The sequence below is a fragment of the Vibrio sp. 070316B genome (assembly GCF_013114115.1).
In the GTDB taxonomy this organism is placed as follows: Bacteria; Pseudomonadota; Gammaproteobacteria; order Enterobacterales; family Vibrionaceae; genus Vibrio; species Vibrio chagasii_B.
The window spans coordinates 335267-361363 of sequence record NZ_VTYC01000002.1; the positions used below are offsets into that span (position 1 = coordinate 335267).

18 protein-coding genes are annotated in these 26097 nt (G+C 44.9%); 14 read left to right on the plus strand and 4 right to left on the minus strand.

Features of this window, described 5'->3' with window-relative positions:
* Positions 1-131 precede the first annotated feature (131 nt).
* The 11 genes from F0251_RS03885 (at position 132) to F0251_RS03935 (ending at position 16626) form a co-directional block, all read left to right on the plus strand.
* Positions 132-1049: a LysR family transcriptional regulator gene (locus F0251_RS03885; protein WP_102426077.1), complete on the plus strand. Its 918-nt coding sequence runs from the start codon at positions 132-134 to the stop codon at positions 1047-1049.
* Positions 1050-1060: 11 nt separating this feature from the next.
* On the plus strand, positions 1061-3121 hold the full coding sequence (locus tag F0251_RS03890) for a prolyl oligopeptidase family protein (protein WP_171730366.1): 2061 nt from the start codon (positions 1061-1063) through the stop codon (positions 3119-3121).
* 373 nt (positions 3122-3494) lie between these two features.
* The gene (locus F0251_RS03895; protein WP_171730367.1) at positions 3495-4784 is read left to right on the plus strand and encodes a carbohydrate porin; all 1290 of its coding nucleotides are present in this window, start codon (positions 3495-3497) and stop codon (positions 4782-4784) included.
* A 200-nt stretch (positions 4785-4984) separates the two neighbouring features.
* Entirely contained in the window at positions 4985-7003 is a 2019-nt protein-coding gene (locus F0251_RS03900) for a methyl-accepting chemotaxis protein (RefSeq protein WP_171730368.1), read from the plus strand.
* Positions 7004-7437: 434 nt separating this feature from the next.
* Positions 7438-8445, plus strand: coding sequence for a LacI family DNA-binding transcriptional regulator (locus F0251_RS03905; protein ID WP_017068575.1), 1008 nt, complete (start codon positions 7438-7440; stop codon positions 8443-8445).
* Between the two features lie 18 nt (positions 8446-8463).
* The gene (locus F0251_RS03910; protein ID WP_017068576.1) at positions 8464-9711 is read left to right on the plus strand and encodes an ABC transporter substrate-binding protein; all 1248 of its coding nucleotides are present in this window, start codon (positions 8464-8466) and stop codon (positions 9709-9711) included.
* Between the two features lie 67 nt (positions 9712-9778).
* Positions 9779-10765 carry a carbohydrate ABC transporter permease gene (locus F0251_RS03915; protein ID WP_017070431.1) on the plus strand — a complete coding sequence of 329 codons (987 nt, stop codon included), beginning with the start codon at positions 9779-9781 and terminating at the stop codon, positions 10763-10765.
* Positions 10766-10811: 46 nt separating this feature from the next.
* Positions 10812-11660: a carbohydrate ABC transporter permease gene (locus tag F0251_RS03920; RefSeq protein WP_017061568.1), complete on the plus strand. Its 849-nt coding sequence runs from the start codon at positions 10812-10814 to the stop codon at positions 11658-11660.
* Between the two features lie 17 nt (positions 11661-11677).
* Entirely contained in the window at positions 11678-13027 is a 1350-nt protein-coding gene (locus tag F0251_RS03925; RefSeq protein ID WP_171730369.1) for a GH1 family beta-glucosidase, read from the plus strand.
* Positions 13027-14118: an ABC transporter ATP-binding protein gene (locus F0251_RS03930; RefSeq protein WP_008216689.1), complete on the plus strand. Its 1092-nt coding sequence runs from the start codon at positions 13027-13029 to the stop codon at positions 14116-14118. The genes F0251_RS03925 and F0251_RS03930 overlap by 1 nt, the downstream gene beginning before the upstream one ends.
* Positions 14119-14211: 93 nt before the next feature.
* Positions 14212-16626 carry a glycosyl transferase gene (locus F0251_RS03935; protein ID WP_105058729.1) on the plus strand — a complete coding sequence of 805 codons (2415 nt, stop codon included), beginning with the start codon at positions 14212-14214 and terminating at the stop codon, positions 16624-16626.
* Positions 16627-16681: 55 nt separating this feature from the next.
* On the opposite strand, the gene F0251_RS03940 is transcribed toward F0251_RS03935, so the two are convergent.
* Positions 16682-17629: an aldose 1-epimerase gene (locus F0251_RS03940; RefSeq protein ID WP_055319186.1), complete on the minus strand. Its 948-nt coding sequence runs from the start codon at positions 17627-17629 to the stop codon at positions 16682-16684.
* Between the two features lie 64 nt (positions 17630-17693).
* On the opposite strand from F0251_RS03940, the gene F0251_RS03945 reads away from it, so the two are divergent.
* The 3 genes from F0251_RS03945 (at position 17694) to F0251_RS03955 (ending at position 22793) form a co-directional block, all read left to right on the plus strand.
* On the plus strand, positions 17694-20768 hold the full coding sequence (locus F0251_RS03945) for a GH116 family glycosyl hydrolase (protein WP_171730370.1): 3075 nt from the start codon (positions 17694-17696) through the stop codon (positions 20766-20768).
* A gap of 93 nt (positions 20769-20861) precedes the next feature.
* Positions 20862-21875 carry a LacI family DNA-binding transcriptional regulator gene (locus F0251_RS03950; RefSeq protein WP_050643642.1) on the plus strand — a complete coding sequence of 338 codons (1014 nt, stop codon included), beginning with the start codon at positions 20862-20864 and terminating at the stop codon, positions 21873-21875.
* Between the two features lie 633 nt (positions 21876-22508).
* Positions 22509-22793, plus strand: coding sequence for a hypothetical protein (locus F0251_RS03955; RefSeq protein WP_171730371.1), 285 nt, complete (start codon positions 22509-22511; stop codon positions 22791-22793).
* Positions 22794-23222: 429 nt separating this feature from the next.
* Here F0251_RS03955 and F0251_RS03960 read toward each other — a convergent pair whose 3' ends face one another.
* From F0251_RS03960 to F0251_RS03970, 3 genes are all read right to left on the minus strand, one after another.
* Positions 23223-24473, minus strand: coding sequence for an alpha/beta fold hydrolase (locus tag F0251_RS03960; RefSeq protein WP_061032961.1), 1251 nt, complete (start codon positions 24471-24473; stop codon positions 23223-23225).
* 91 nt (positions 24474-24564) lie between these two features.
* Entirely contained in the window at positions 24565-25518 is a 954-nt protein-coding gene (locus F0251_RS03965) for a DUF2860 family protein (protein ID WP_061032962.1), read from the minus strand.
* 129 nt (positions 25519-25647) lie between these two features.
* Complete coding sequence (locus tag F0251_RS03970; RefSeq protein ID WP_216610888.1) at positions 25648-26034, minus strand: hypothetical protein; 387 nt, start codon at positions 26032-26034, stop codon at positions 25648-25650.
* Positions 26035-26097: the final 63 nt, after the last annotated feature.

Sequence of the window (26097 nt, forward strand, 5' to 3'; positions counted from 1 at the left end):
TTGGTGCGAATCTTGTAATTGGAATGACTCTTTTGTAATTTTTTTGTTAATTTGGCGTGAATTTACCCCTTTATTTTTTATTGATATAGGGAAATAATGAAAATAATTAATTCCAAAATTGGCATAATCAGATGCGAGCAGATGATTTGATCCTGTTTTCACAGGTAGTAGAACTGGGCAGTTTCAGTAAGGTGGCAGAGCAAAATAACCTTACAAATTCGGTAGTTAGTAAAAGAATTGCACGCCTAGAGGAAGAAATTGGCGTGCAATTATTATATCGAACGACGCGTAAATTGACCCTGACTGAGGCGGGCAAGGCAATTTTGCACGGAGCCAAAAATGTGAAGCAGGCGACTCAAGAGGCTATGGACGCAGTTTCAGGCTTTGGTGAAAATGTCAGCGGTCATATCAAAATGTCAGTGCCTACTATCTCTGGAGATTTGATTCTGGCAGACGCCGTTGCTGAGTTTTGTAATATGCATCCAGGTTTAACAGTCGATATGTCACTGGACAATCGCTTTGTTGACTTAGTAGAAGATGGTTTGGACTTGGTGATTCGTACCGGTTACCTAGAAGACTCCAGCTTGATTGCGCGACACATATTGGATTCTCAATGGGTGGTGTGTGCCTCGCCCTCTTATATCGCCAAGAACGGTAAACCGATGCAGCCCAAAGACTTAGTGGAGCACAACTGCTTGCAATACGCCTATCAAACCACAGGGGCGAGTGAGTGGCAGTTTCTGTATAGCAAAGACGGTTGTACAGACAACGACAAATATATCGTGCGTGTTTCGGGCTCTTTCTCGACAGACAACGCGACTGCATTAAGAAAAGCTGCGCTGGGTGGACATGGCGTTGCGTACGTGCCGCGTTGTCTGGTTTATCACGATATTCGTAACGGTCAGCTGGTGGATATCTTCCCTGACTTAGTGGGTAAGAAGCTCGGTATTTATGCGGTGTACCCTTTTACGCGTCAGCCGCCCAACAAGATTAAGTTATTGATTGAACACATCAGAACTCGTTATCTGACGATTTCTCACTATTTTTAATAAGGATCACGATGAGCTATTTAAAAGAGTATCAATATCCAATCACCAACAAACAGATCGTCAGCGATGACTATTTTGGTCAGATAATCGAAGACCCATACCGCTGGTTAGAAGATGACAGAAGTGACCAAACTGCAGAGTGGGTAGCGAACCAGAATGCAGTCACGTTTGATTTCCTTGCTCAAATTCCGTATCGCGCGGAACTGCGAGCGCGACTGGCAAAAGCGCAAGACTACAAAAAGAGCTCGCAGCCGTTTGTCCGAGGTGACTACACCTACTTCTATAAGAATGATGGCTTGCAGAACCACAGCATTCTCTATCGTCAGAGAGAGGGGCAGCCGGTTGAAGTATTCCTAGACCCGAACACTTTCTCGGAAGATGGCACGACATCTCTGGGCTCGGTATCGTTTTCGAAAGACTATAGCTTAGTGGCGTACAGTATTTCTGAGGGTGGCAGTGATTGGCGTAAGATCTTCGTGATTGAAACTGAGACTAAGCAGCAGCTCGAAACGGAAATTACCGACGCCAAATTTACTGGCATTTCTTGGTTAGGCAATCGCGGTTTTTACTACTCCAGTTACGATAAGCCTGACGGTAGTGAACTTTCAGCTCGTACAGAACAACACAAGCTGTACTTCCATGAGTTGGGCACAGAGCAAGCTAGCGACAAGGTGATCTTTGGCGAAAGCAACGATGAGCAACACCGCTATGTGTCTGGCTACACCACTGAAGACGATCGATACTTGATCATCCTCGGCAAGGAGTCGACTTCAGGTAATCGACTGTTCTATATCGATTTAAAATCATCAGAGCAGTCTTTGAACACACTGATTGATCATGTGGATAGCGATACGTATCTCATCGATAATCAAGGTGAGAACTTCATTCTATACACCAACCTTGATGCGCCGAATGGCAAGGTTGTGAGCTTTGATAGCGGCACTGAGCATTGGCGAGATATCATCTCAGAAAAGCCACAGCCGTTAGACATCAGTACAGGTGGGGGGTACTTGTTCGCGCACTACATGGTGGACGTAGTATCCAAAATTGATCAGCTTGATTATCAAGGTAATCTAGTTCGAGAGCTCCACATGCCAGGATTAGGAACGGCCAGCGGCTTGGGTGGCAAAAAAGAGCAAACTCAGCTTTATTACACCTTTACCAATTATGTTACGCCGCCAACGATTTTCTCTTTTGATGTTGAATCTGGCAGCTCGGAAATCTATCAGCGCTCTGAGTCTCCGTTTGAGCCGGACAAGTTCGAATCTAAGCAGGTCTTCTATACCTCAAAAGACGGAACTCAGGTTCCGATGCTTATCTCTTATAAGAAGGGACTAAAACTGGACGGCAATAACCCAACCATGTTGTATGCCTATGGCGGCTTTAATGTCAGCCTAACGCCTTCTTTCTCGGGGACGGTGGGCAGTTGGTTGGAATTGGGTGGCGTGTACGCAGTTCCCAACCTGAGAGGCGGCGGTGAGTACGGTAAGGCGTGGCATAAAGCGGGTACTCAGCAGCAAAAGCAGAATGTGTTTGATGACTTTATCGCTGCAGCAGAGTTCTTAATCGCCGAGAACTATACCAGTAGTGACAAGTTGGCGATTCGTGGCGGCTCTAACGGTGGATTGCTGGTGGGTACGTGTATGACACAGAGGCCGGAGCTTTTCCAAGTGGCTCTGCCTGCTGTTGGGGTGCTAGATATGTTGCGTTACCATACCTTTACGTCTGGCGAAGGTTGGGCGTACGACTATGGTACCTCCGCGCAAAACAAAGAGATGTTTGAATACCTGCTTGGTTACTCTCCGGTTCATAACGTTGTGCGTGGTGTCGACTACCCAGCAACTTTGGTCACGACAGCGGATCATGATGACCGCGTGGTACCAGCACACTCTTATAAGTTTATCGCAGAGCTGCAAGATAAGCATGAAGGTGGTGCGCCTGTGATGATTCGTATCGACGTAAATGCGGGCCATGGCGCCGGAATGCCATTGAGTAAAGCGATCGATCTCACTGCCGATATTTATGCGTTTACGCTGTTTAATATGGGCGTTGAATCTCTAGATTCGTTTTAGATAATGCTTGATTCTAGATAATTGGGTGTTTGACTCAGACTAAAAAGCCTCAAAATCGACCTTAGATTTTGAGGCTGTTCATATATATGAAAACTTATCAAAACTGCACCATATTTCCTTCATTTTTACATACACTTTTCCGTGATAGACCCCGCCATTATTGATGAAATGAAAGCGATTTCAAGCTGATATTCCACGCGTTTCCCGCCCTAAGTTTCTGATATTAAATTAATAGTTTTGGGTATGACTTTTCTAAAAGTTTCATGGCTCTCGACCTAATTTATCAGTGTGAACAGCGACCAACTTTTCAACGCTTTCATTGCTTAATATTTCCCTGTTCGATGAAAACTCAAAAAAATAATAGGGAATTACAATGCAAAAATTTAAGCTTTTGCCAATAACGGTCGCAGTGGCGGCTTCGCTTGCTTCACTCTCTTCTTTTGCTGCAGAAACGGATCTTGCTGCTCTCGAGCAACGAATCCAAGAGTTGGAATCTCAAGTTGGGGACATCAAGTATGTTGATGATCAGCAACAAGCGGTTCTAACTTCAGAAACAACTGTGCCAGACGGTATCGTCTTCTCTGGTTACGCTCGTTACGGCGCTCACTACAAAAGTGGTGATGAGCGCTACGTAGACATCGGTACAACAGGCCGCTCTGTTGGTCGTTTAGGTAACGAAGCGAATGGTGGTGAAGTTCAGTTAGCTAAGCTTTTCCAAGCTGACAACGGCGCTATCTGGGACATCGTATTCATGGCTGACCACTGGGAAGCAGACGCATGGGCTGATGACGGCGGCCTAAGCATGAAAAAAATGTACGCTGGTGTAACCAATGTATTTGAAAGCCAGCCTGAGCTGTACATGTGGGCTGGTCGTGACTTCCATCAACGTCCGCAACAAGGTTTGAACGATTACTTCTGGATGACACACGATGGTCAAGGTGCTGGTTTTAACAACCTAGATTTCGGCGGTGCCAAGCTAGACATGGGCTTCGTAGGCCAGGTGAAAGGCGGCCTAGTGAACGACAACGGTCGATACGCAATTACTTCTAAGTTGCACTCTATTAATGCGGGTATCGGCCAACTAGACCTATATGCGAACTATGGTTTTGCTTCAGATGAAGCAGACTCTGACGTAGCGGGTGCTCCAAAAGTCAGTGACGAAACGGCATACTTGGTAGGTGCAACCTTAGGCTTGGGTGAGTCTAACAAGTTGGTTGTTAAGTATGGTGACGGTGCGGATTCATCAGTGTTTGACCTAAAAGGTGACTACCAAACTTTGTACGCAAGTGTTGAAGGTAGCTACGCAGCAACAGATAACTTCATCATCGATTACTTAGTGTCGTACAAAGACAACTCTGGTTCTGATCTAGACCGCGAGAACACGGAATACGCTGGTATCGTTCGTCCACAGTACCAATGGGATGATGTTCATTCTACATGGTTAGAAGCGGGCTACGGCATGGTTGATTACGATGACGACGGTGAAGAGAACGCATGGAAAGTAACGCTTTCTCAAAACGTTTCTCTAGGTGGCTTACCTTGGAGCCGTCCAATGCTTCGTTTCTACACAACTGTGGGTGATGTAGAAACCAAAGGCAACACAGTGAAGACAACTAATGTTGACACATTGTCGTTCGGCGCAATGTTTGAAGCTTGGTGGTAATCACCGATATAGAAAGAGCGGCTCTTTGAATTCGGCATATTTTCAAAGAGCCATGCTTTCGAATATCCATGCTTTTCAATAGTACGTAAATACTGTCCATTTTAGCCCTAAAGGCAGATTGATTAGGGCACGTTTCAATTAACTCCATTCTTGGGCACATTTTTGTGCCCTTTTTTTCGCCACTAGATCAGGGATTTACTATGAGACTTTCTTCCATCGTGTCTCGAGTTTATTTAGGTTTCTTCGTACTGATTGTGATCATGCTGGGTTCTGCATGGTTAAGCATCAGTAGCAATAAAGACATCACCACTCGAATCGAAAACATCACCCAGCAAGCTACGCCATTAATGCTTCAATCTTCAACGTTAACCATCCGATTTCTGGACATTAATCGCAGCACCACACCCTACTTATCCGCTAACTATATTGATGAACTTGAGCCACTGAAACAAACCGTCTTAAACAACATCGAGCTATATCAGCAGCAATTGAACTGGTTCGAAGGTAAGGGCGTAGCTGGTTCACAAATGGAAGCCATGCTTAACAACATCACTCAAACAGGTTTGTTGACTATCGATAAGATAGAGCAGGTATTAGAGCTTTATGTTGAGTATTTGGATAGCAAAGATCTCGGTTCGATGGGACAAGCGCAATTTCAATCTGTGGTGGGACAGCTCAATAATACTTTGGTGAATCAACTCGCGAGTGCAGATTCAGAGCAGACACAAAAGGCAGTCGAAGCTTTGTTGGTGCAATTGAGTTTGATTGCCGCGGAAGCCAACGAAGCGTTTTCACTGCAAACATCTTCCGAGGTTCGTGGGGTAGAGCGTCGCCTACAAAGTCGCAAAGAGCGATTCGAACAAGCGGTCGCAGATTTAGATAATCTGAATTCATCTTTGCTGCGCCGCAGTAAGCAGTCTTTATCACTGCTCGCTTCACACGCGTTTTCAGCCAGTGGCTCAGTCGCTATCCATAAAGAAACCGTCAAACTCGATGAGTTTATCTCCCTTCAAAAGCAGGAAATTGAACAGCTAATCGATCAACAGTTAAGTCAATTTGATGAGCTTTCAATGTACGCTGAAGACACCGCGACACGCCTGTATCACGAATCGATGGACTCTTCGCAGCAAGCCCTTGTGATGCAGGGTTTTATTGCACTTGCTTCCGTGCTTATTGCTCTGTTAATCGGGTTGAATATTGCCAAAGGTATCCGTAAACCAAGCAAGCTGCTACAAAGTGCACTCGACCAAGTTGCCAATAAAGACTTGAGCGCGATGGTGCAGTATCAAGCCAATAATGAGTTTGGCTCAGTGAGCGACAAGGTCAACTTAGTGATCAGTCATCTGACTCAAATGATTGAGAACATGCGTCAATCGTCGACGCGCTTGAAGGAAGCGTCTCTGGAGAACCAAAGCACGAGCCGTTCATTGAGCGAGGCGATGCAAGACCAAACCAATCAGACGGTGATGGTGGCAACAGCTATGGAGCAGATCGAGTGCTCGGTGACCGAAATAACTCAAGCTGCTAATCAAACGCTAACGCTTGTAACCGAAGCGGTGTCGAGTTCCTGTGCTGGTCAGAAGACCATGGATAAAAGCGTCGAGTTGATGGGCAGTTTAGAACGTAAGTTGGCAGAATCAACAGCGACCATCGGCCAGCTTGAAAGCGAAAGCGCCAGCATTGGCTCTATTTTGGATGTGATATCTGGGATCTCTGAACAAACCAATTTGTTGGCATTGAATGCCGCTATTGAAGCGGCGCGAGCGGGCGAACAAGGGCGTGGCTTCTCTGTGGTGGCCGATGAAGTTCGCGTGTTAGCGGCAAAAACCAATGCCTCGACGCAAGAGATACACAACAAGATAGAACAGCTGCAAACCAGTTCTAAATTGGCGGTGGAACAAATCAATCAATGTGTGGTGGGGATGGTTCAATGTGTTGAGCAAACGGGCGAAGTGAATCACTCAATTTCAACGGTGTCTGATCTGCTTAATGAGGTTGAGCAAAGGAGTCATCAAATCGCGACTGCAACCACGGAACACCAAGTGGTTGCTTCTCAAGTCACACAAAACATCAGTCAGATACACACCTTGGCAGAGGACAACTCTCAACGATCTCAGGTTTTGTTTTCTCATGGTCAACAGCTTGAAACCATGTCGCAGCAGCAATTCTCACTAACTCAAGAGTTTAAGCTCGCCGAGCAATCAGAAAATACGGTTTAGAGGAGACTCTACCCTCTTCCATGCCCAGCTTTTGCTGGGCATTTTTGTGTCGGGTCAACGAAGCATTAATGTGAGTGCTCATGAGAGGAAATGTTCTCATACAATTTCGAAAGGCCATTGAAATAACAAGGTCACTTTCCCCGTGTATATTGCCGTCAGCTGCGGATTCATCATCAAATGACGCTTTAAAAAATGAATTTTGGCGTACTTCTTTGATCTGACGAGCAAGTAATCGAACGTCATATTGATAATATAAACAATAATCTCATGAAACAGTTTCATGGCGTAAAGTGAATCTGTAAGCGCTTTCATGATTTCCACAACTGGCATTTTTACCTCCAACTTTAGTGTGATGACACTCACTTCAACTAAAACGTAATTTCTTAATAATCGTTTTGTAAGCGGTTACAAGCTAATGAAGTATCGAGGTTCGAGTGGCGACAATTAAACACGTATCAGAACATGCAGGTGTGTCTCAGGCGACAGTGTCTAGGGTTATTAATGGCACTAGCAGAGTGAGTCATGACAAGAAGTTAAAGGTTGAAAAAGCGATCAAAGAATTGGGTTATCGCCCGAACTCTATCGCTCAAGCTTTGGCTTCAAGTCGTACCGGAAGTGTTGGTGTAGTTGTTCCAGAACTGGGCGGTTCTTTCTATTCAGGCATCTTGCATTGCATAGAAGAAAACCTACGCCGCTTTGGTTACCACGCTGTTGTTACAGCGGGTTCGAACACCGAACAAGGGCAGCGAGAGTCTGTGGAGTTTCTGTTGGGGCGTCGTGTTGATGCTTTGATTCTTCACACTCAACTGCTCAGTGATGACTATTTAATTGAATTGGAAGAACAGGGGACCCCTGTGGTTTTAATTAACCGCTTCATCCCAGAAATGGCGATGAGTTGCATTGATATTGATAACGAAGTCGGGGGGCTACTCGCTACTCAATATCTTTTGCAAAAGGGACATACAGATATCGCGTGTATTACCGGGCCTTTAGATAAAGCCGACGCTAGGGGGCGTTTGCAGGGGTATCGCAAGGCACTGGAAGAAGCCGGTGTGCCATATGATGAAGCCTTAGTCTCTGAGGCGGGATTTACTGAAGAGACAGGCATCAGCGCCATGAAGAAGTTGATCAACAGAAAATGCCACTTTACGGCGGTATTTGCTTCAAACGATCACATGGCATTTGGCGCGTTCGAAGTTCTGCATAAAGAGGGATTGTCTGTTCCGAGAGACGTTTCTCTTGTTGGCTTCGATAACACCATCTTCGCGCGTTATCTGACCCCTAGTTTGACCACCATTAATTTCCCCATTGAAGAGATGAGCATCGAAGCAGTGCAGCTCACTCTACAAAAGCTAAAAAAAATCAAACATGACGTGAACTTTAAATTGCTGCCGACGTTGGTCACTAGAAACTCGGTATCGGATTTACTGGTTACCCTATAAAAATATTAAGGATAGAACATGAAATTTAAGACCTTAGCGCTTTCATGCGCGGTTGCTTTAGGACTAGGTGCAACAGCGGTAAATGCTGCTGACAAAGAGATTCGTTTCGACGGCTTCCCGGATTTCGATAGCAGCCTGAAGGTATTACTGCCTGATTTCGAAAAGGAAACAGGGATCAAAGTTGATTACCTTATGAACAACCACGGTGACCACCACACAAAACTAACCACTAACCTAGCTACAGGCTCAGGTGCGGGTGATGTGATTGTTGTGGACGTAGAGAAAATCGGTCCATTCGTTGGCTCTGGCGGCCTAGTTAACCTGTCTGAAAACTACGGTGCAGATAAATACGAAGAACGATTCGCACCTTACGCGTGGGCACAAGGCAAAGGCGCTGACGGTGACATGTACGGCATCCCTGTCGACCTTGGTCCAGGTGTTATGTACTACCGCACCGACGTGTTTGAAAAAGCGGGCATCAATGTAGAAGAAGCAATCAAAGATTGGGATTCATACATCGCTGCTGGTGAAAAACTGAAAGAGCAAAACGTACAACTTATCGCTTCAGCTGCCGACGTTGCACAAGCGATCATCTTCACAACGGTTCCTGAAGGAGAAGGTCTTTACTTCGATAAAGATGGCAACCCAGTTGTGACATCTGAGCGTTTTGTTCACGCTTTTGAAGTAGCAAAAGAGATTCGCGACAAAGGCTTAGACGGCCGCATTCTGGCTTGGTCTAACGAATGGTACGAGGGCTTTCGCAACGGCACATTTGCAACTCAACTTTCTGGCGCTTGGCTACTTGGTCACCTAAACAACTGGATCGCTCCTGAAACCAAAGGTAAATGGGCAGTAGAAAACCTACCTGATGGCATTTACGGCAGCTGGGGTGGTTCATTCCTATCGATTCCAACTCAATCTGACAACCCAGATGAAGCTTGGGCGCTGATTGAATACATGACGACTGACCGTGATGTTCAACTTAAGCACTTCGAAACGATTGCGGCTTTCCCTGCGAACGTAACGACGTATGACGATGAGTTATTCCAAGAAGAGATGGAGTTCCTAGGTGGTCAGAAAGCACGTCTTCTATTTGCAGAAGTGGCACAGAACATCAAGCCAGTATCTCCAGCTCAAGGCGACCACGTAGCACGCTCTATAATTTTAGAGAACGCATTGATGGAAGTGCTTGATGAAGGTAAGGACATCGAGACTGCATTGAAAGAGGCAGAGCGTCTAATCAAGCGTCGTACGCGTAATCTTTAATTTGTTATTACTTTGAGTAAGTGAGGAAGCGTGGATAACGCGCTTCCTTTTTTAAGAGGTCGTTACTATGAATCATACAGCGAGCACAACGATAGAACCTGCGGACAAAAGCCTTTTTTCTCGCCTGAATTTGAAAGCGCTTACACCGTATGGATTCCTTCTGCCGTTTCTGATCATTTTTTCTGTATTTGGGATCTTCCCGCTGTTGTTCTCTGTTTATCTGTCGTTCCACGAATGGAACCCAGTACAGGGCATGGATGCAATGGAGTTCGTTGGTTTTGAGAACTATCACATTGCCTTGACTGACCCATGGCTATGGCGTTCATTAAAGAACACATTGTGGCTAGCAATCACATCGGGTGTTGCTCAGCACTTAGTCGCTATTCCAGTGGCTTACATGTTGGTTTCAATGGGTGACCGTATGCGTCACTGGCTAACATCGGCGTACTTTCTACCGTTCATCACATCAACGGTCGCAGCGTCACTGATTTTCTTCAATATGTATTCTCCTAACTCAGGAATTATCAACCAAACGCTAATGGCATTGGCCGATAGCACGCTGTTTGGTTGGGCATTTGCTTGGGTTAACGATTTTCAACCAATCCGCTGGTTAGACGATGCCACTATGGTGAAGCCGTCTATCGCGATCATGGTTTTCTGGAAATACACCGGTTTTAACATCGTCCTTTACACCACAGGCTTAATGACGATTCCTAAAGACATTTTAGAAGCTGCACGTATGGATGGTGCGAATGCCTTCCGCCGCTTCTGGAACATCTCACTACCAATGATTCGTCCATTTATCTTCTTTGCAATCACCATGACCATTATCGGTAACCTGCAAATGTTTGAAGAACCGTTCGTTCTAACGCGTGGCACAGGTGGTACAGGTCAATCTGGTTTAACTATCTCGATGTACCTCTACAAAGTGGGCTGGGAATGGTTAGAAATGGGCACAGCGTCAGCAATTTCATGGCTTCTGTTTGCACTGATCGCGTCTTGTACTTTGGTTCAATTTTTATTCTTCGGTAAGAAAGGCTTAGGGGAACATTAAGATGTCGACATCAATTAAGACAAATACCTCACCATTAAGTGGCCTAATGCCAAGCGAACGCACCATGTACATCATGACTAAGATCTTGATGGTCATGCTCGGCATATTACTGATTGTTTCCGCAATCATTACGGTGTTCCCGTTTGTGTGGTCAGCACTGCTTTCAACACGTGACCGTTCGGAGATCTTCGGCTCGGGCATCAGCTTTGCTATTGGCGACAGCCTAATGGTGAACTACGCAAAACTGCTGGAAATCATGCCGTTTTGGAAAGCGATGTTTAACTCGATTTACGTGGCTTTCTTAGGCACAACCATCTCGCTGCTGTTTTGTAGCATGGGTGGCTACGCGTTTGCTGTGTTTAAGTTCCGCGGTAAGAACGTGTTGTTCGGCATGCTGGTTGGCTCAATGGCGATTCCGCCAGTGCTTAGCTTGATCCCTTACTTCATGATCGTGAAATTCTTAGGCTTGTTGGATAACCACATGGCGGTATGGCTACCGTTCACAACCACGCCATTTGGTATCTTCTTGATGCGTCAGCACGTGATTGCATCGATTCCTAAAGAGCTATTAGAAGCAGCGAAACTGGATGGCGCAGGTGAATTCAGAACGTACTGGAGTGTGGTACTGCCACTGATGAAACCAGCACTCGCAACACTCGCTATCGTGCAGTTCGTCTTCTTCTGGAACATGTTTATGCAGCCTCTTGTGGTACTGAACAACCCTGACAATTACGTCATCACACAAGCACTACGAAGTGTTCAAGGTATTCCGAATACGCCATGGGGCGCGGTAATGCTAGGTACCACAATTTCTATTTTACCACTCGTGATTACCTACCTGTTCGCATCGAAACAGATGATCAGTGGTTTAACGTCCGGCGCAGTTAAAGGTTAGGTTTAAGGGTTATAACAATGAATAAATTTCAACTTCCAAGTGATTCAAAGTTACGCAGTAAGGAATTTGTATTCGGTGTCGCGACATCTTCATACCAAATTGAAGGCGGCGTTGAAGAGGGCGGTCGTACACCGTCTATCTGGGACACGTTTTGTAAGACACCAGGTAAGGTAGATAACGGCGACAGTGGTGATGTGGCGTGCGACCACTACCACTTGTGGCAACAAGATATCGAGATGATTCAAGGCTTAGGTGTTGATGCTTACCGTCTGTCAATTGCATGGCCACGTATCTTGCCGCAAGACGGTGTGGTGAATCAGCAAGGTCTAGAGTTTTACGAGCAGATCATCGATGAATGTCATGCTCGTGGAATGAAGGTGTTCGTGACACTTTATCACTGGGATCTACCGCAATACCTTGAAGACAAAGGCGGTTGGTTAAACCGTGAAACGTCTTACAAGTTTGCAGAATATGCAGAAGTGGTGAGTAACTACTTTGGCAATAAAATTGATGTTTACACCACATTGAACGAACCGTTTGTATCTGCGTTCTTAGGCTACCGTTGGGGCGAGCATGCACCGGGCATCAAGGGTGAAAAAGAAGGCTTCTTAGCTTCTCACCATTTAATGCTAGGCCATGGTTTGGCGATGCCGATTCTTCGTAAGAATGCACCTCATGCTCAGCATGGTGTGGTATTTAACGCGACTCCGGCTTACCCACTGACACCGCAAGACCAAGGCGCTGCAGACTACTGTGAAGCAGAGAACTACCACTGGTTCATCGACCCTGTACTGAAAGGTGAATACCCACAGCCAGTAGTCGACCGTCAAGCGATGAACATGCCGATGATTTTAGAAGGCGATCTAGACATCATCAGTGCACCGGTTGATTACATCGGTATCAACTACTACACACGCAATGTTGCTCGCTTCAATGAGAATGGCGACATTGAGTCAGTAAAACAGACTGACGCAGAACACACTTACATCGGCTGGGAAATCAACCCACAAGGTTTAACCGACTTATTGGTAAGACTGGATGCTCGTTACGAAAATATGCCGCCTATCTACATTACAGAGAACGGTGCTGCAGGTAATGACGAGCGTGTTAACGGACAAGTGATGGATGACCAACGTGTTCGCTACTTCCAAGGCCACATCGAAGCGGTGCACAACGCAGTTGAAGCGGGTGTGAAAGTTGATGGCTACTTTGCGTGGAGTCTAATGGATAACTTTGAGTGGGCATTCGGCTACTGCCAACGCTTTGGCATCGTCCATGTTGATTACACCACCCAAGAAAGAACACTGAAACAGAGCGCAATTGCGTACCGAAACATGCTTCAAGAGCGCGCTGAGGAGAACAGATAATGGCTAAAGTAGAATTCAAAAACATCAAGAAATCATTCGGTGATGTTGAAGTGGTTAAAGAGTTTGATTTTACGGTTGAAGACGGTGAATTTGTGGTTTTCCTTGGCCCATCTGGCTGTGGTAAGTCGACTACACTTCGCATGCTTGCAGGCCTAGAAAGCATTAGCTCTGGCGATATCGTGGTTGGTGGCAAAGTGATGAACAAGGTTGATGCTAAAGACCGTGACTTAGCAATGGTATTCCAAAGCTACGCACTGTACCCACACATGACGGTCTACGAGAACATCGCCTTTGCACTAAAACTGAAAGGCATGCCGAAAGCAGAAATCGACGTAGAAGTGCTAAAAGCGGCGAAAATGCTAGAGCTTGATCCTCTACTGAACCGTAAGCCAAAAGAGCTTTCTGGTGGTCAACGTCAGCGTGTAGCCATGGGCCGTGCGATGGTTCGTACACCGAAAGTGTTCTTGTTTGATGAGCCGTTATCTAACCTTGATGCCAAGCTGCGTGGCGTGATGCGTGAAGAAATAAAGCACCTACACCGTGAGCTTAAAACCACCACCATCTACGTTACACACGATCAGATCGAAGCGATGACGCTAGCAGACCGCATCGTAATTCTGAAAGACGGTTATGTTGCTCAAGTGGGCACACCAACTGAGGTGTTCCAACGCCCAGCTAACAAGTTTGTCGCGCAATTCATTGGTAACCCGTCAATGAATATGTTGGAAGCTAAGCTGATTGAAAAAGAAGGTGAATACTTCGTTGAACTTGGTGATGTTCATATCCCACTTCCGGAGCGTTTTAAGTCTCTGGCGTCTAAAAACCTAGCGCTTCACTTTGGTGTTCGTCCAACAGACATTCACCTACGTGCTGAGCAAGTTGACCACGACCGTGTGCTGCCATTCCCTGTGAAAATCAAAGACAAGGAACTGCTGGGTGCGAGCATTCTTCTGAAAACAGAAATCGGCGGCCAACCGCTGATGGTTGAGACCCAAGCAGCTGAAGTGGATGTGAAAGAACTGACACTTTACTTGGATCTGGATGCTTTCCACCTGTTTGACGCACTGAGCGAGAATTCGCTAGCGAGCTAGCCAGTCAATTTAAATCAGCCATTGAGCTGACACCAACCAACTTACGACAAATTGTTTTGGCTCCTCCTGATTTGGGAGGGGCTAGGGATAGTGATGATGAAATTCGGATATTTTGACGATAAAAACAAAGAATACGTAGCAACCACACCATGTACACCAATCAAATGGTGTAACTACGTGGGCACATTAGATTTCGGTGGCATTGTTGATAGCAACGGTGGCGTGTTGTTGTGTAAGGGCGACCCGGCACTGAACCGCATCACCAAGTACATTGCACAGCTGCCTAACTCAGATTTCAAAGGCTCGACCCTATACCTTAAGGTGCGTGACGAAGAGGGTAATGTAGAGGTGTTCTCACCTTTCTACACACCAACTCTGAAGCCGCTTGATAAGTTTGAAAACCATACAGGCTTGTCTTACACCACCATCATTGCAGAGGCGTTTGGTGTGCGTTGTGAAGCGACCTTCTTCGTGCCAAAAGCTGACCAAGTGCTGTTACAAGACATCAAAGTCACCAACATTTCAGATAAAGCGCTACACGTTGATGTCGTTCCTGTGTATGAATTCACACACTTCGATGCACTTAAGCAGCTATTGAATGCGGATTGGGTTCCACAAACCATGACGCTGAAAGCGCACCAGCAAGAGTCGGGTCATACTGTGCTTGAGCAGTATGCCTTCATGAAGCGCGACTATGCAGTAAACCTGATGACAGCGGATCGTCCTGCTACGTCGTTTGACGGAGACCGCCAATCATTCCTTGGTCAATTTGGTTACGGCACATGGGCTGCCCCGCAAGCGTTAGAAAACGATGAGCTTGGCAATACTGAGTGTTTGCGTGGTGACAACATTGGCGCGCTTAACCTGCGTTTGGGTTGGTTATCTCCAGAGCAGACAGAACGTACGATTGTACAAATCGCGCAAGAACAGAGCCTAGAAGCTGCACTTCCTCTGCTGGCTAAATATCGTGACCATCAAGTGGTTGATTCAGCTTTCGCTGAACTGGCTGAACATTGGGATGGTTACCTACAAGCGGTTCAGGTTGAAACACCAGACCCTGCTATGAACTCGATGCTTAACGTACATAACCCACGTCAGTGTCACACCACCAAAAACTGGTCTCGTTACCTGTCTCTGTACCAGCTTGGCTATGGCGCACGTGGCATCGGTTTCCGTGATTCTTCGCAAGATACGTTGGGCGTGATTACTCATATGCCAGAAGAGGCGCGTGAGTTCATTGAGCGCTTACTATCAGTGCAAAACATCAATGGTTCTGCAATGCACCAGTTCTTCCCTTCAACCATGGAAGCGAACGCGGGTGACTCACGTGAAGAGGAAGATCGTCCGGATTACTACGGCGACGATCATCTGTGGATCATCTACGCAGTCACTCAATATGTGAAAGAGACAGGCAATGCTGATTTCTTGAACAAAGTGATTCCGTTCTATCAAAAAGACAAAGCGGGCAACCCTGTGGAAACAGGCACCGTTTGGGATCACTTGTGCCGCGCGATCGAGTTTACCTACACCAATACGGGTGAGCACGGCCTACCGTTATTAGGTTTTGCAGACTGGAATGACACGGTGAACCTGCCAACAGGTGCAGAGTCGATGATGGTAGCCAACATGTACGGTAAAGCTCTGCTCGATATGTTGGACCTCTGTGAGTTACGCGGTGAGGAACAGCTGACCGCTCAGTTCAATGAGCAATACCAACAAATGCAGAGCACAGTGAATGAGTGCGGTTGGGATGGCGAATGGTTTGTGCGTTACTTTGATGAGCAAGGCCTGCCAATTGGTTCTCACAAGAATGAACAAGGGCAGATCTACACTAACGGTCAAAGCTGGCCTGTGATTTCTGGTTTCGCGACACAAGAACGTGCCACACAAGCACTAGATTCGGTTTACAACAAGCTGAACACGACCAATGGTATCAAGCTTTCAACTCCAGGCTACAACGGCTTTGATCCACAACTTGGTGGCGTTTCGACATATCCACCGGGTGCGAAAGAGAACGGTGGTATCTTCCTGCATTCAAACCCATGGGTGATGATCGCGGAAGCGAAAATGGGCAACGGCGAGCGTGCTTATGAGTACTACCGTCAAATTAATCCGGCTTCTAAGAACGACGATATTGATACTTTCGAATCGGAGCCATACTGCTACCCGCAAAACATCTTGGGCGACGAACATAAACAGTTCGGCCTAGGTCGTAATGCATGGCTGTCTGGTACTTCATCTTGGACATACGTGGCAGGTACGCAGTGGATTCTAGGTGTTCGACCTGAAATTGATGGCTTGCTGGTGGATCCTTGTATTCCGGCTGAGTGGCCTGAGTTTAAGGTCCGTCGTCAGTTCCGTGGTGCGACGTATCATATTCATGTCACGAACCCGAATAACGTATGTAAGGGCGTGGTTGAGATGAAGGTCAATGGTGACCTGATTTCAGGCAACAAAGCACCGGTATTTACATCGGGAGAGCACACGGTAGAGGTGGTTTTAGGTTAACAAAGAGAAGGGCGCTTTATGCGCCCTTTATTGCTCTTTCGTTTGGTTATTTTGGTTATTTTGGTTGATAGGTGGCTTGGCATTGCCAAGTGAAGGTTTGAGACTGGTTCGGGCTAAGCGTTAATAAGCCAATCTGGTTATTGAATGCATCGGCAGGGCAAGTCATGGGCTCTATTGCAATACTTTGCTCACTTGTCGGAGTGTATAGCTGAACAAATGGGTAGCTCGCATCTTGTTGATAATGAATTGCGGCAGATGAATCTGAGTGTGTCAAAGTCAGTTGGTTGGTTGTCTTAGAATCAAATTCAAAGCAGTGGTTTAGGCTTTGACTGGTCAGGGAGTCATCCAAAGACAAACGGTCAAAAGCCTGTTTTTCACCATTGGGTAGGTCGTTCTCATGTACGACCTCAGCGCAAGGCGACATAGTCAATTCACACTGTTCTAGGTCATTGCCGAGCGAGAAATAAGGGTGCCAAGCATCACCGAATGGGAAGGCGAAATCACCACAATTAGAGACAGTTGTTGAGCAAGAGAGCTTACCCGTTGTGTCGATAGTGAAGGTGACTTCAAGGTTAAAAGCGAACGGGAAAGCAGGGTGCAAAGATGATGTCTGATATTGCAGCGTCACACTGGCTGATTTTTCATTGGCTGCGCTGTTTTTGATTGAAAAAGGTTGGTTGTAGAGCAAGCCATGTACGGCGTGATCAGACCAAGGGAAGTTAGCTGGGAGTTGATGGTTTTGGTTGTCGAAACTGTAGCGACCTAAGTTTAAACGGTTTGGAAAAGGGAATAATTTAGCACTGCGGGAAAAGAACGGATGTTGGTTGATCAGTTCATCATAATTCTGATAACCACAAATAAAAGAGAATGGACTGTTATTTACAATGTATTTATTTATAACAGCACCAAATCCATTGATTATTTGAAGTTCTATACCATGCTGGTGGTTTATTAATGTGACAGAGTCAATATTTCCAAATTTTTCATTTATAATTTTAAACATGTTGATGTCTCCATTTTTGAAAGATATTAACAAGAAGAAAAAAATATTCAATGGCGGTTTTAAAATGAATAATAAAATTCCATATACAAGCTATTCAGGAAATTCAAAACACCTGTGTAAAAAAGGTGATGCAGTTGAATTTATTCAACCTTGGTACACGCCAATTTCTACGACACCAGAAAATACAGGTATGGCGATCGGTGGTATCGGTAATACTTTTACATTGACGCCAAATGGTAACACGCCAAACTTCAGCTTTATTCCAGGAATATTTGTCGACTGTTCAGAACAAGTTATTAATTTTAATGACTTTTATGCGTCAGTGATGGATGTGCCGACTATTGAAGCGCTTCAGGTTGTTAACGAGCAAGAGCTTAGTGTTCATCTGAATTTTTACCCAGCGCTATTCGATGGAAAGAAGATAGATAAAGAAAACATTTCGAATGCGATTAACCTCATTCGTGCCGCATTAGAAAATGGTAATTTCTATAAAGAAAATAAAGATAAGTTTATAAAGTGGGATGTCGAATTTTCTAATAAGACTCAATTATTAATAGAATCAGATTCATCGTCGATTGATTGTCAATTATATGTAGCCTTAGATTTCTTTAATGGTTTGTTAATAAATGATACAACGAGACAGCTATCACTAACTGCGGGAAATAATAGTGATATAGAAAGTGTTAATGGTAGCGATATCGAATATAAGGCTTTATATCCATTAGCTGAATATAAATATAATAGTTTTGATGGTATTAATATAAAGCGAAAGGTAGTCTCGCCGATCGTTAAAGAGGATAAGCGCCTCTGTTCTATGCCGATGCACTGGAACCACTTCCAGATTACTAATGAATCACAGCAAACACGCGTGATTACTCTTGCTCAACCTCTACAAAACTTGATTGGTTCAACCTACCGAAAAGGTCGTGATGGGATTCAAGATTCGGCGTGTACCTTATCTCAAAACCCGATTGCTCAGCAGCATAAAGCGGTGAAGGTCAATGATGAAAGCCACGGTTTTACCGGTGTTCAGCTCACTAGTCAGTCCCCTTATCAAAGTGACATTGAGGGTGAGGTGGTGTTTGGTGTTCAAGCCGAAAACCGTTTGACTAAATCTGGCAAGGTAACGGTGTCTGTTAAGCCAACGCTTTATACTTCGAAAGTGACCCAGCAAACTGAGTTCGCACTGAAAACAGGCCGTACTAATACAGAATTCCAAACTGGGATCTACACTGGGCGCGAAGCATTGAGTGCATTGGTCGTGGTTCAGGTTGAGTTGGAGCCGGGCGAATCCGTTGACCTGCGTTTCGCACAGGTGATGGCACACAGTAAAGTGATGCTCAATGGCTGGCACTCAGACAAGGCTTACACGCAATTCTACCCACAAGCAAAGCCTGCCTTACCGATGTTACAAGATGTTTTGCCAAAGCTTGAGGTGATTGAGCAGAAGATTATTGAGCAACAGACCGCTTTCCTAGAGCAAGCTCAAAGCAAAATATCACAGCCTGAATCAGCGCTGCGCTATGCGACGATGGCTATGAACTCATTGTCTTTCCTTGCAGAATCAACGGTATGGGATAAAGAAGATAAGTTCCTAGTGAAAGAGTGTGTTGATTACCCATTCTTTAACTCTCTGGATGTGTATTTCTACGGCTCGTTTTCACTGCTTTACTTGTTGCCGGAGCTTGATGGCTGCGTGATGAAAGAGTTCTCAAAAGCGATTTTGGCTGAAGACTTTACTCAGCGCCGCTACTGGGAATATGAAGCGACACCGAATGCTGAATTGATTGATGAAAAGTACCAAGGTGTGCGTGCTATTCGAGGTGCAGTCATCCACGATTTGGGTAGCCCGTTCGACATCCAGCCTGATGCGTATAGCTGGCATAATGTTAAGGAATGGAAGGACTTAGCACCGAAATACATTCTGATGGTGTACCGTCACTACCAAAACACACAAGATATGTCTGTGGTTAAAGAGTGCTGGCAGGCTGTGACTGAGAGTATCGATTTCTTATCGAACTTGATTGCTAAAGGTGACGATTTACCGCTAACCCGAGGTACAGACGACACCTTCGATAACCTTGCGTCTCACGGTATCTCTATTTACTGTGCGAGCCTTTGGGTTGCCGGCCTTCAAGCCGCGAGTGAGTTGGCACAATTGATGGGCGAACACGATCTAAGTGCGGGTTACCTAACACGTTCGAAAAAGGCATTAGCAACAGTTGAGCAGAGCTTGTGGGATGAGAAAGAGGGTTATTACCACTTCTTCGTGACGCCAGTCCAAGCCAAGCATCTAACGGGCGAAGGCTATCAAGCTCTGGAAACTCTTGGGCTGACTTTAACGGGTGATGCGATTGCCGATAAGAATATGCTTAACGACTATCTAAACCAAACCGATACTTCAATAAACATCGGTAAGGTAGCTCAACGTATCTCTAAGAAACGCTTGTTGAGTGAGACAGCGCCTCAAGCCTTTACTCAAGAGTATCTACAGCTAGTACCCGATTCAGACAATAGCTTTGGTGATGCACTGCTTGCAGACAGCTATCTAAAGTTGATTGGCTTGGAGGGTATTTTCCCGCAACAGCGCATTCAGCGTGCATTGGACTATGTTTATAAACATAACTTCGAGATTAACAGCCCTAAACTTGGGGTAGCGAACATGACGCTCGCCGATGGTTCACCACATGAGGCTTTTCAGGCGCAAGACGTGTGGATTGGCGTGCAGTTTAGTGTCGCGACAGCGTTGAGTTTAGCGGGTAAATCGCAGCAAGCGGAAACATTGATGGATACTGTGTATACCGCGCTGTATGACTATTCAAAGATTCCATTTGCCGCACCAGAAGGGTTCAATTGTTCTGTCTCATTTGATGAGAAAGATCTTACAGAATCTTTTAAATTGTCACAAAATGATGCGAAAAAGTGGATTAATGCACTTAAATTGCAAAACTGTGTGCTGTCTGACGGTCGGGTTAGTCCTGAGCTGACTAAAGACAGTGGTAAATTTGTTAATATGGTTAAAGGTGAAATTTCAGCGGAGCAAGCCATGGTTCTTCACAAGTGGCTTCTGAGCACTGGGTTGAAATACACCGCAGGTCGCTACTTCCGACCGGGGATGATTTTCGCCTACTTATATTAATTAAATAGTATGAGTTTCAACTTGAGCAATGTTGAGTTGAAACTGATGGGGAGCTCTAGGGCTCCCCAAATGTCACTGGATTAGGGTATCGAGATGCGCACTAAAACTAAAAAAACCACCGTATACGATGTAGCGAGGCTAGCTGGCGTTTCGCCAAGCACGGTTTCTCGTTTTCTTAATCGAACAACCTATGTGTCGGATGATAAAAGCCAGAATATCGAACAGGCGATCAAAGACACCGGCTACAAGCCCAATTTTCAGATGCAGGAAAACATTAATCGCCGTTCACTCACTATAGGTGTATTGGTGCAACATCCTGATAGCCCTTATACCAGTCGTATCCTCAACGACATGGAGAAAACCCTGATAGCTCAAGGCTATTCGTTAGTGATAGCAACCGGGCATTGGCAAAAAAAGCTCGAGATACACGCTTTAGAGTATCTGGCTAAGAGCAATGTCGATGGCATGATCATTGTGACAGGCAGCATTACCAAAGAAGACATCGCGAAGTATGCGCAAGACATTCCGGTGGTTGCGGTAGGCTATGACATGGTTGCAGATAATGTTCGCTCAATTAACATTGATAATGTGTTGGGTGGTTACATGGCAACCCTCCACTTGCTCCAACAGGGGCATGTGAATATTGCTCATATCAAAGGGCTTTCAAGCCAGCCAGACGCAGGTAATCGTTTTGAAGGCTATAAGAAAGCGCTTCAAGAAGCGGGCATTAAGGTGATGCCAAAGCTCGTCAAGCAAGGGGATTTCAGTAGTGAAACTGGCTATGAGAAAACCGTGGAATTAATTGAATCTAAGATTCATTTTTCTGCCCTGTTTGCCGCCAATGATCAAACGGCTTATGGGGCGATTAAGGCGCTCCATGATCACGGTTACAAAGTGCCAGAAGATGTGTCTGTGATTGGGTTTGATGACTTGCCAACGTCAAAGTATTTCACACCCGCGTTAACAACATTAAGGCAGCCAATTGAAGAGATTGGCGAGGTGTGTGCTCAGTCGATCTTGAACTTGTTATCTGGTGAGAGGCATGAAGCGCGATTACCACCGATCGATTTAATCGTCAGGGAGTCGACTAAGTCTTTGTATCGTTAATTTCAACACAAGCATCAAGGTGGTGCGCCCGTGATAATTCGTATTGATGTTAATGCAGGGCATGGGGCAGGTAAGCTAAAACACTTCTGCCCTATTCCTTGCCAGCCGCGCTCAACCTCTCAAATGATAGTGAGGTGATTTGACCTACTTTTTTTTATCTATGTAATGTCTAGGGAAGTGGGCGCTTATCAGATAACAACTATAGGAAAGCTATGGCTAATGAAAGAACTAAATACATTTTAGAGTGTTAATGAGCGTGATGTCGTTCTGTTAGTGCTAGAGGAGTTTAATGTTTCCGACTCATTTGCTCAATGGTTTGTTTGTCGTGTTCGAGAAGAAATAACCTCAGTGAAAACGCTCGGTGCTTGGCACTCTGTCGTAGATACTAACCTAGGCGAGTCAGACTTAGTCTATATCTATCAATCAGATGACTTATCCTCACAAGCAATACTTATTGAAAACAAGATTGATGCTTCAGCTCAGGCTCAACAAGGAGGGAGATACAGGCTTAGGGGGAACAGAGGTCTAGAAGATGGTCTTTGGCAAGATGTTAGAACATGTATCATTGCCCCAAAGGCATATATCGCTTGAAATGCTGAGCCGTACGACGCTGCCATTTCATATAAAGAAATAATGGTTTACCTTGCGACGGTTTGCCCCAAAACAACAGAATTTGCACCAAAATACTTAGCTTATGTCTCAGAACATTTTCCTCAATTTAATCCCGAGCCATCAAAACCCCGAGTTAATGGGCGCGACTGGATTCATTTCTTTCTCGATCCAATAAATAAAAAAATACGAATCATTCACCAGATCTACGGCAAAGTCATCAAGTTGCATTTTCTAGGTCAAGCAGACAACTTTGATGATATCAAAGTCAATTTGAAGGTTTGGAATGTAGTGGGTATCGAATCATAAAGTCGGGAAAATCAGTAAACATAGAAACACCATTACCTGAAATATCAATCGCAGAACAAAGTTTTGACTCAGTATTGGAAAAATTAGTATCGCTCTAAATAAAGCTCAGCAGTTGCATTCGTGGATGGAAAATTACTCTTCTGTGTGACCGTTAAAGAAACGATGCTAAGGAAAACTTAAGTCCAGAGGCTTGCTGATAGGGTATGAAACACAGAAATGCCCCGCAATGTGTGTAGATAGAGATAAAACGTTATTTGGGGCAATAGGTTGTGGACTGGATAATTACCTTAACTTCAGCCTCAACGGAAGATGTGAAAATAAGCAATGCTTTGTAGATAAACTCCCTTTTTTTAATGCCAAAGTAGACCGACTATTTTGAAGGCAATATTTTAGGGTATTTGTAAGGGCCAAATGCATATGGTTACTTTCCTAACGATTAGCTAGTTCTGCTTCTTCAATTAACTCCCAGAAAGTTAGGGTTTTATTCTGCACATCGCTACTGTGGAGTACACTTATATGATCCTCATTCACCCCGTAAAGTGAGTGGGCTTGGTTTACCGACTCTATTCGTAATTGGCTACTCAACAATATGGTTCCATCTCCACTTTCTCCTCGTGTCGTTGGACTTTTTTGATAAGCAAAGATTAACAAGTGAGCGGGAACATTCTTTTGCGCTTGGGGAGAAAAAAGGTTTTGAATCGCTTTTCCATTTGGCGTTAAATCTCGCCACGAGGGCATGACAACTGGAGAGTATTTGACCCCTGCTTCCGCAGAAGAAACCCCACCAAAAGGAGACGCTATCGAGGTAAATGAGCGCACGAGTTCACAGCGATTGCTAGCACTACACACATTCAGATATCTTTGAGTTAACACGCCTCCCATACTGTGAGCCACAATATGGATTGGTTGATAATCGTGTTCTTGATGTAGCTGTCGCATAATGCCTGCGATCGAGTGTGAAAGCAGTGTATGCGAGAAGGCTGAGGGGTAGTTAATGATCCACGGTTGATACTTGTCCCGGTCGAGCGCATCGATCATCTGTTCAAAATCTCTTCCACTTCCCCCCATTCCATGAATATAAAGGACGGGGATTTTATCATCTTGGTATGGTTCAAGAAAAAATAGCCCCACATAGTCACTCTCAACAAACTGTAGAGGCTGCCACATGCCCATTTCTTTTGCCTCATGGGAAAACGCAGGGTCATTCCATTCAACAATTCTACCAATTCGCTCTGGCTTTACCTCGAATTCTAGATATGGAGTAACCAATAGGCCATCTAATGCGGGAATACCATCTGAAATCCGATTCTTTGAAGTAAGGATGAATTGATCGTCAGCGAGCAACGTTTTTTGATACAGATAGCTTGGTTCGTTAGTTTGATAAATAAAATCTAAATTACTATCTTCAAAAATGACAATGTATTCAGTCAGGTTGAAGAATGAAGGGAAGCGAGTTTTGTTGCTACTCGACATCGAGTGTGCGGTCAGTACGCCACTTTTATCTATTGTTGAGAGTTGCAGCACGAGGTAGCGAGCATTTTCGTCAGAGTCGGGAGTAACAATTGAAAACTCTTGATAGAGCTTATCTGCTTGATGCAAGTCTGACTGAAGTGTGATTAACGAACCACAGCCACTGAGAAATACCAATAGGCCCAGTGCCCAAATAAGTGTCCGTGTCATCAAATTACTCCTACTGGAAAACGATTTGTTATGGATTCATTACAAGAAGCCCGCTGCATAAGCGGGCTCGACAACACTGTAACTTTCACAGTTAGAATTTGTAGTTCATACCGATAGACATCAGTAAACTGTCACTCGTGTAAAAGTCGATGTTGGAACTGTTAATCGTACTACCAACAAATGACGTGATACTCCAGTTATCCCAACTCGGAATATTCTTATACTCATAAGCCAAAAATAGGCGATATACATCATCGCTTCTTGTTTGATTGAAAATCGGGTTGTTTGCTGAAAAGTCTCTCCATGCGTAGCTGCCTGTCAATGAGAGGCCGTAGTTTTGTGTGACATAAAAATAGCTTAGCTCACCTTTGTAAGCATCAAACGTATTTGCCTCACCTGTTGCATCGTGTTTAGTGTAGCTGAAAGCTGTTATATAACCGGAATTCACATTCAGCATAGAGCGATATTGTCCTTTAATATAGTAGGTATCACTCTCTCTCAAAAGTGCTGAAGAGGTAATTTCTTCATTTTCAATATCTGCCGTCGCATAGGCCATATCAAAAGACACACCGCTGTTCCAAATATTTGAAAGCTTCAGACGATAGGCGTCACCTTTTCGGTCTGTAGTCGCTCGATTTTGTCCGGTTAGATAAGGGTTGCTCCATACCTCATCGGCAACAACAGTCGGAAGGTAGCCGATATCGAGTCTAGTCCCATTTTTGTAGTCATATTGATATCCAAGTTCAAAGGCGAGTGTTCCAACGGCTAAGTCATCACGTGAAGTACCTAGGTAGACTCGCTGGTTATTTTGTTCGTTTAGGGCGTAGTAAAGATTGCCTAGAGGGGCAATAAACCCTTGCTCTGAACTTTCACCTTTACCAAGATGATTGATTTGCTCTGGACCATTGGTATCAAAGTTAGAGTTGGTAGTGCTAAAGCCAGAGTTTAAAGAGATCTCACCACTGAAGCGTGAAGTATCAAATGCATGAGCAGAGCTAAAAGAAATAGGTAGTAAGGCAAAAAGGCAAAGAGTTTTCTTATTCATTGGTCATTCTCATCAACATTATTAGGTCAGGCTATCCGTAAACGACTATTCCATAAGTTGATAAGAAGTATATTCCTATTCATACATGCTAACTATGAATTAGAGAAATGCATTTTTGCCATATCTAGCTTAAACCTCAGGGAGTGCAAGACTATCAAAGTAAGACTGGATGATTTGGTGAAGGTGTTGATTGAGTGGGTAACCACGCTTTGATTGCAAATATCCGCCACTCACTCTGATCTTTCTCATTTGCTTAGGCAGCTCTGGTAGTGGGTAGCTGGCCAAGCGCCGATCAAGTGAAGTCATATACTGGCTACCAAACATAATTGCATCAGACGTGCTTAGTTTATTGGTTAGAACGCGAACACTATGCGTCGTCAAGGAAACTCGTGGCTGAAAACCTTTGGCAAGGTAAACTTCTTCAACGGGAGAGCGCTTCGAGTTTATTCCGTCAATAATTACTCGCGCCAATGGCTGATCTGCTCCAGTAAGACTGGACACCGCATTAAGCGACATATTGTTTTTCAAAGTTAACTGGGCTTAGATACCCAAGAGCACTGTGCCTTCTTGTTCGATTAT

Excerpts from the sequence above, each read along its gene's own strand:
- F0251_RS03885 (WP_102426077.1), top strand. The coding sequence starts at position 132 with ATGCGAGCAGATGATTTGATCCTGTTTTCACAGGTAGTAGAACTGGGC.
- F0251_RS03920 (WP_017061568.1), top strand. The coding sequence starts at position 10,812 with ATGCCAAGCGAACGCACCATGTACATCATGACTAAGATCTTGATGGTC.
- F0251_RS03930 (WP_008216689.1), top strand. The coding sequence starts at position 13,027 with ATGGCTAAAGTAGAATTCAAAAACATCAAGAAATCATTCGGTGATGTT.
- F0251_RS03970 (WP_216610888.1), bottom strand. The coding sequence starts at position 26,034 with ATGTCGCTTAATGCGGTGTCCAGTCTTACTGGAGCAGATCAGCCATTG.
- F0251_RS03945 (WP_171730370.1), top strand. The coding sequence starts at position 17,694 with ATGAATAATAAAATTCCATATACAAGCTATTCAGGAAATTCAAAACAC.
- F0251_RS03890 (WP_171730366.1), top strand. The coding sequence starts at position 1,061 with ATGAGCTATTTAAAAGAGTATCAATATCCAATCACCAACAAACAGATC.
- F0251_RS03895 (WP_171730367.1), top strand. The coding sequence starts at position 3,495 with ATGCAAAAATTTAAGCTTTTGCCAATAACGGTCGCAGTGGCGGCTTCG.
- F0251_RS03965 (WP_061032962.1), bottom strand. The coding sequence starts at position 25,518 with ATGAATAAGAAAACTCTTTGCCTTTTTGCCTTACTACCTATTTCTTTT.
- F0251_RS03915 (WP_017070431.1), top strand. The coding sequence starts at position 9,779 with ATGAATCATACAGCGAGCACAACGATAGAACCTGCGGACAAAAGCCTT.
- F0251_RS03940 (WP_055319186.1), bottom strand. The coding sequence starts at position 17,629 with ATGTTTAAAATTATAAATGAAAAATTTGGAAATATTGACTCTGTCACA.
- F0251_RS03900 (WP_171730368.1), top strand. The coding sequence starts at position 4,985 with ATGAGACTTTCTTCCATCGTGTCTCGAGTTTATTTAGGTTTCTTCGTA.
- F0251_RS03935 (WP_105058729.1), top strand. The coding sequence starts at position 14,212 with ATGATGAAATTCGGATATTTTGACGATAAAAACAAAGAATACGTAGCA.
- F0251_RS03925 (WP_171730369.1), top strand. The coding sequence starts at position 11,678 with ATGAATAAATTTCAACTTCCAAGTGATTCAAAGTTACGCAGTAAGGAA.
- F0251_RS03910 (WP_017068576.1), top strand. The coding sequence starts at position 8,464 with ATGAAATTTAAGACCTTAGCGCTTTCATGCGCGGTTGCTTTAGGACTA.
- F0251_RS03950 (WP_050643642.1), top strand. The coding sequence starts at position 20,862 with ATGCGCACTAAAACTAAAAAAACCACCGTATACGATGTAGCGAGGCTA.
- F0251_RS03960 (WP_061032961.1), bottom strand. The coding sequence starts at position 24,473 with ATGACACGGACACTTATTTGGGCACTGGGCCTATTGGTATTTCTCAGT.
- F0251_RS03955 (WP_171730371.1), top strand. The coding sequence starts at position 22,509 with ATGGTTTACCTTGCGACGGTTTGCCCCAAAACAACAGAATTTGCACCA.